Here is a 4,828-nt window from a genome sequence, read left to right on the forward strand (position 1 = left end):
GGCCAGTAGATCGGCTGGTGCATGTGCCACAGGTACGTGGTGTGCACCCCGCCGCCCGCCGCCGCCGCCGCCGCCCACCCCATCACGCAAACCATCGCCACGACACGCTTCATCGGTCTAGCCTCCATCGGATAATCGCTAGTCCGATGATAGCACAACTGACGGGAACAGGAGAGGGCCCGCGGACGGACCGTCTAGCAAGCGGTCCGTTCGCGGGCCCTCTCCTGTTCCCTCTCTAGTCGGGCTGACGGAGTGTCCGGACGAGCGTCGCCCAATTGGGAGCCGACCCGCTCATCAGGATGCCGACCCTGAAGAGCTTCCCGGCGGCCCGCGACATCATCCAGATCGTCGCGCTCATCAGCACCCACGACAGCACGACCTGCCACAGCGGCGGCGATGCCAGGCAGACCCGCATGAACATCAGGATGGGCGAGAACATCGGGATCAGGCTCAGCACCGTGGCCAGGGGGCTGCCCGGGGCCCTGAGCACCAGGGTCATGAGCATCATCGGGATGATCACGAACATCATGATCGGCGTGGCGAAGGGCTGCGCCTCCTGGATCGTGTTGCAGAGCGCGCCGACGCCGGCGTACATCATCGAGAAGAGCAGGAAGCCCAGCACGAAGAACACGACGAACGAGCCCAGGATCATCGGCGTCAGGTAGGAGGCGTCGAAGGAGATGCCGCCCACGCTCAGGCCCTGCCCGGCCATGACGAAGATCGCCGCGGTCCAGATGGCCACCTGCGTGAGGCCGGCGCCGCCGATGCCCACCACCTTGCCGAACATCAGCTGCGAGGAGGGCACGCTGGACAGCAGCACCTCCACCACGCGGCTGCTCTTCTCCTCGATCACCGCGGTCAGGGTCTGCTGCCCGTACACCAGGACCATCATGTAGAGCATCATGATGAGCGTGAAGGCCAGCAGCATGACGCCGCCCTCGTCGCGGCGGGTCGCCTCGCCGGTGTCGCCCACCGACAGCGACTCCCACGCCACCCGCTCGGACAGGTAGGCGTGCAGGGAGTCCGGCACCCCGGCCCGCGCGAAGCGCGCCTGGCGCAGCACGCGGTCCAGCGCCGGCTGCAGGTCGTCGCGCACGATGCTGCCGGAGACCGAGCGGCTGTAGTAGGTGGCCTTCGGCTGCCCGACGAAGTCGTCCCCGATCACGACGCCGCCGTCGAGGCTCTCGTCGCGGATCTGGTCCTGCAGGCCCGCCGTCGCGGCCGCGAGGTCGCCGCCGGTGACCGGCAGGGGGATCAGCGAGACGTGCAGGTCCTCCTGCGCGGACAGGGAGGCGTCCAGGAGCGCGAAGTACTCCCCGCTGGGGTCGATCAAACCGACGGTGTTGCGCGTGTCCACCGACTGCATCGTCAGCATGGGCACGACCATGATCAGGGCCATCAGCAGCGGGATCAGCAGGGTGCTGATCACGAAGCCCTTGGTGCGGACGCGCTCGAGGTATTCACGGCGGATGATGGCGAGCATTTTCACGACGCGGCCTCCGTTCCGGCGGCGGCGCGGCGCTCGCGCACCACGCTCAGGAAGATCTCGTCCAGGGCGGGCCGGTTGGCCGCGAACAGCGTCAGCTGGCCGCCGGCGCGCAGGGCGTCGAGCACCGCGTCGGTGCTCGCCCCGGCCTCCAGGGTCAGCCGCCAGGAATCGTCCTGGAACACGCGGTGGGCGATGCCCGGCAGCCGCGCGGGCGGCTCCTTGCCGCCGGCGTAGGCGACCCGCACCGACTTCAGCGGGAAGTCCGTGCGCACCGCCTCGAGGGTGCCGTCGAGCACCTTGCGGCCGCCCTCGATCAGGCAGACCGAGTCGCACAGCTTCTCCGCCTCGGCCAGCATGTGGGTCGAAAGGATGATGGTGCAGCCGCGGGCGTTCTGCTCGCGGATGACGTCGCGCATCGTCTCGACGTTCAGGGGATCCAGCCCGCTGAAGGGCTCGTCCAGGATCACCAGGTCCGGCTCGAACAGGAACGTGGCCGCGAACTGGACCTTCTGCTGCATGCCCTTGCTCAGGGCGTCGACCTTGCGGTCCTTCCACTCGCCCAGGCCCAGCCGCTCGAGCCAGGCTTCGGCCCGGCGCATGGCTTCCTTCCGCGGCACCGACTTGAGCGTGGCCAGGAAGGCCAGCTGCTCGGCGCACTTCATCTTGCGGTAGAGCCCCCTCTCCTCGGGCAGGTAGCCGACACGGTCCAGCAGCAGACGGTCCAGAGGCCGGCCGTCGAACAGGATCTCGCCGCGGTCGGCCAGGATGATGTTCATGATGCAGCGGATCGTGGTCGTCTTGCCGGACCCGTTGGGGCCCAGGAAGCCGTAGATGCTGCCCCGCGGGATCTCGAGCGAGATCCCGTCCACGGCGCGCACCTGGCCGTAGCTCTTGCCGAGGTCGTTGACGTGCAGGAAGGCCGATGCCATGGGCGTCCTTTCTCTGGGAGTCGGTGGCGGGGCCGATCGTCCAGTCGCGCGGTAGCTTAGGGCAGCGCCGCCCCGGAAGCAAGCCCGCTCACCGGCGCCCGCGAGCGCTGTTCTACGGTGAAAAGGCGCCCCGGTTGCCCCGAAGGCGTCGGAAATGGATGGCGATGACGGTTCGGGGGGAAAAGAACACGGGGCTACCCCCGCCGGTGGCCCCGTGTCTTGGATCCGAGTCGCGGGCGAGGCCCATGACTCGGTCCGAGCCTGCACTCCCGGAGTGCCGCCGCGATCGGCGGCCGGGAGGAAACTTCACTGAGGTCATACTACATGGCGACCATCACGGATCCGTCACGAAGGAGTCAAATCTTCAGGACCAATTCCCGCCGCATTCCCGGCCGGCGCGAGGCCCGCTATCGGGCAGACAGGCGCCGCCGGACCGTGTTACACTTGAGGATGGCAGCGCGATGGCTGCGGAAAGGACCGACGTGAGCGAGACGACCAGGCGGCGGATCCTGCTGATCGAGGACGACCGCGACCTCATCGACCTGATCACCCTGCACCTGCAGGGCGAGGGCTACGACGTGACCGCGGCGCACGACGGGCACCGCGGGCTCGAGGCTTTCGCCGCGTCGGAGTGGTCGGCCGTGGTACTGGACTGGATGCTGCCCGCGATGTCGGGCCTGGACGTGCTGCGGGAGATCAGGGCCGGCGACCGCCAGGTGCCCATCCTCATGCTCACCGCGCGCGGCGAGGAGGCGGACAAGGTCCTCGGCCTGGAACTGGGCTGCGACGACTACATGACCAAACCCTTCAGCCTGCGCGAGCTGACGGCGCGGCTGAAGGTGCTGCAGCGGCGCATCGAGCTGGCGCGCAGCATCGCGCGGGGCAGCGAGCAGGACCTCGTGCTCGAGCTCGGCGAGCTGAGCATCGACCACACCAAGCGGCGGGTCAGCGTGCGCGGCGAGCCGGTCCAGCTGACGCTGAAGGAATACGACCTGCTCTACACCCTGGCCGCGCGGCCCGGGCGCACCTTCTCGCGGACGCAGCTGCTCGACCAGGTGTGGGACCAGGATTCCGACGTTTACGAGCACACCGTCAACTCGCACGTGAACCGGCTGCGCGGCAAGATCGAAGCCAATCCGAACCGGCCCCGCTACATCCTGACGGTGTGGGGCATCGGCTACCGTTTCACCGACGAATTTTGAACTTTGCGAGTTCTGAACACCGCGGATTCCTACCGGACGGGGACCATGAGCCGCTGGACCTTCCACCGCACCCTGCACTTCCGCATCGCCCTGCTGTTCCTGGCGCTGCTGTCGGTCGTGTTCCTGACCTACTCCTGGTGGGTCGAGCGCTCCATGAACCAGGCGCTCTGGCTGCCCGGCGAGGAGGAGTGGTACGACAACCGGCGGGAGGCCGAGGCCGAAAGCCTGGCCGTCCAGATGACGCCGCTGTTCGCCGACAGCACCGCGACCGCGAACGCCCTGGCCGCCTACGGCCGGGCCGTCCGCGGCTTCGACGCCGAGATCGCGCTGATCGGCCCCGACGGCCTGGTGCGCTTCACGACCATGCCCGACAGCCTGAGCCGGGTGCTGGTCTACGTGAGCCCGACCCTGCTGGACTCGATGACCGCCGAGGACTGGGACTTCGAGAGCTACCCCTACCCGGCCGCCATCGACGCCTACGAGAACCGCATCAACGACGTGGTGCCCATCTTCGCCGGCGGCGACTCGACGGCCGCGCCCGACGCCTGGCTGGTGTCGAGCTTCCGGCCCCTGAACGTCTCGATGGAGGAGATCGAGCGCGACGAGCGCACCCGCAACCTGCGCGGCGCCGCCGCCATCCTGCTGTCGTCCTTCCTGGGCGGCCTGGTGATCCTGACCTGGGTCAGCCGCCGCATCCGCGCGCTGTCGCTGGACCTGGCCGCCTTCCGCGACGGCGACTTCGACCACCGCGCCAGCGGCCGCGCCGCCGACGAGATCGGCGCGCTGGAGCGCAGCTTCAACAGCATGGCGGACCGCCTCACGGGCGTCATCGGCCGCTTGCGCCAGTCCGAGGACTACCGCCGCCAGCTGACGGCCAACATCTCCCACGACCTGCGCACGCCCATGGCCTCGCTGCGCGGCTACGTCGAGACGCTGACCCTGCGCGGCCAGGACCTCGACGAGGCGGAGCGCCAGCGCCACCTGCGCACCATCACCGCGAACCTGGACAACCTGGAAGGCTTGATCGAGCGCCTCTTCGAGCTGACCCGCCTCGAGAGCGGACAGGCGGAGTACCGCCACGAGGCGTTCTCCCTCGAGGAACTGGCGGCGGACGTCTTGGGCCGGCTCGAACCGCGGGCCGGGGCGGCGGGCGTCGATTTGGTCCTGGACGCCGAGGCCGGCCTACCGCAGGTCCTCGCCGATCCGCT

Annotated in this window: 4 protein-coding genes; 2 read left to right on the forward strand and 2 right to left on the reverse strand. The window is 68.9% G+C overall.

The genetic code is table 11. The features are described 5' to 3' along the window. Window positions 1–235: 235 nt before the first annotated feature. Both Q7W29_01595 and Q7W29_01600 read right to left on the reverse strand, forming a co-directional pair. The gene (locus Q7W29_01595) at window positions 236–1,483 is read right to left on the reverse strand and encodes an ABC transporter permease (GenBank protein MDO9170504.1); all 1,248 of its coding nucleotides are present in this window, start codon (window positions 1,481–1,483) and stop codon (window positions 236–238) included. Window positions 1,484–1,485: 2 nt separating this feature from the next. Further along, on the reverse strand, window positions 1,486–2,418 hold the full coding sequence (locus Q7W29_01600) for an ATP-binding cassette domain-containing protein (protein ID MDO9170505.1): 933 nt from the start codon (window positions 2,416–2,418) through the stop codon (window positions 1,486–1,488). Window positions 2,419–2,879: 461 nt separating this feature from the next. On the opposite strand from Q7W29_01600, the gene Q7W29_01605 reads away from it, so the two are divergent. Together Q7W29_01605 and Q7W29_01610 are read left to right on the forward strand one after the other, a co-directional pair. Next, window positions 2,880–3,620 carry a response regulator transcription factor gene (locus Q7W29_01605; GenBank protein MDO9170506.1) on the forward strand — a complete coding sequence of 247 codons (741 nt, stop codon included), beginning with the start codon at window positions 2,880–2,882 and terminating at the stop codon, window positions 3,618–3,620. A gap of 45 nt (window positions 3,621–3,665) precedes the next feature. Beyond that, a partial coding sequence (locus tag Q7W29_01610) for a histidine kinase dimerization/phospho-acceptor domain-containing protein (protein ID MDO9170507.1) occupies window positions 3,666–4,828 on the forward strand: 1,163 nt, incomplete at its 3' end.

This window comes from bacterium, assembly GCA_030654305.1.
Taxonomy (GTDB): domain Bacteria; phylum Krumholzibacteriota; class Krumholzibacteriia; order LZORAL124-64-63; family LZORAL124-64-63; genus PNOJ01.

Bases quoted from the DNA above. Each gene is read 5' to 3' on its own strand.
- Q7W29_01595 (MDO9170504.1), bottom strand. From the start codon at position 1,483: ATGCTCGCCATCATCCGCCGTGAATACCTCGAGCGCGTCCGCACCAAG.
- Q7W29_01600 (MDO9170505.1), bottom strand. From the start codon at position 2,418: ATGGCATCGGCCTTCCTGCACGTCAACGACCTCGGCAAGAGCTACGGC.
- Q7W29_01605 (MDO9170506.1), top strand. From the start codon at position 2,880: ATGGCTGCGGAAAGGACCGACGTGAGCGAGACGACCAGGCGGCGGATC.